1 protein-coding gene is annotated in these 1,079 nt (G+C 64.9%); it reads right to left on the bottom strand.

What is annotated here, in order from left to right; all coding sequences use genetic code 11:
- Positions 1-994: IS481 family transposase (locus ACWGLC_RS17790; RefSeq protein ID WP_452101100.1), on the bottom strand; the 994-nt coding region annotated here is incomplete at its 3' end.
- Positions 995-1,079: the final 85 nt, after the last annotated feature.

Below are 1,079 nucleotides of genomic sequence, written 5' to 3'. Positions count from 1 at the left end.
TGTGATGTCCAGGGAGGTTGGTCAGTCGGGTGACCGGTGGCTGGCCTCCGAGGGCGGAGTGGGCTCGGTGGTGATTGTAGAAGTGCAGCCAGGACGGTAGTCGTGAGTTGCGGGCTTCGGTGGAGTCATAGAAGCGGGCGTAGGCCCAGCCGTCGCCGAGGGTGCGGTGGAATCGCTCGATCTTGCCGTTGGTCTGGGGCCGGTAGGGCCGGGTGCGCTTGTGGGTGATTCCTAGGTTCGTGCAGGCCTTGCGCCAATCGTGAGAAATGTAGGCCGAGCCGTTGTCGGAGAGCACCCGCTCTACGGTGACGCCTCGGTCGGCGAACCAGGCCACCGCGCGTTCAAGGACGCCGACGGCCGTGGCGCCTTTTTCGTCGGTGTGGATCTCGGCGTAGGCCACGCGGGAGTAGTCGTCGATGACGGTGTGCACGTATGCGGTCCCGATTTTGGGCCTGTATTGACGTCCTCGTTCGCCGGTGCGGTGGGCCGTGGCTCTGGCGTTCTTTCCGCCCTGTGGCCGGCCGACGAAGCGGTGGCCGCCACCGTCGGGGATGTTGGCGAACTTGGTGACATCGACATGGATCAGTGAGCCGGGCCGCTGGTGTTCGTAGCGGCGCAGGGGTTCACCGGTGACCCGGTCGATTCGCGAGAGTCGGTTGATCCGGCAGCGCACGAGTACCGCGTGCACGGTCGAGGCCGGGATGCCGAGCCGGCCGCCGATCTGGATCGGACCGAGTCGGTTTCGCCAGCGCAGTCGCACGATCTTGCGCACCATCTCAGGGCGGGTGCGGTTCGGACTCGTGCGGGGCTTGGAGCTGCGGTCGGCCATGCCAGCTGGGCCTTCGGACCGGTATCGGTCAGCCCATTTCTTAGCCGTGCGGGGCGCGACCATGAACATTTTTGCTGCCGCGGCGTAGGTCCATTTGTCGTCGACGATCAGCTTTGCCAACCGCAAACGGGTACGCGGGGTCAAGGTCGCGTTAGCGTGGGACACGAAGGCCTCCTGGTTTGTGAAGCGAAGAACTAGACAGCTCCACTTCACAACCGGAGGCCTTCACCTGTCAGCCGAACTCACCAAC

The organism is Dietzia sp. NPDC055877 (assembly GCF_053615975.1).
This window is presented reverse-complemented; position numbering and strand designations above follow the sequence as displayed.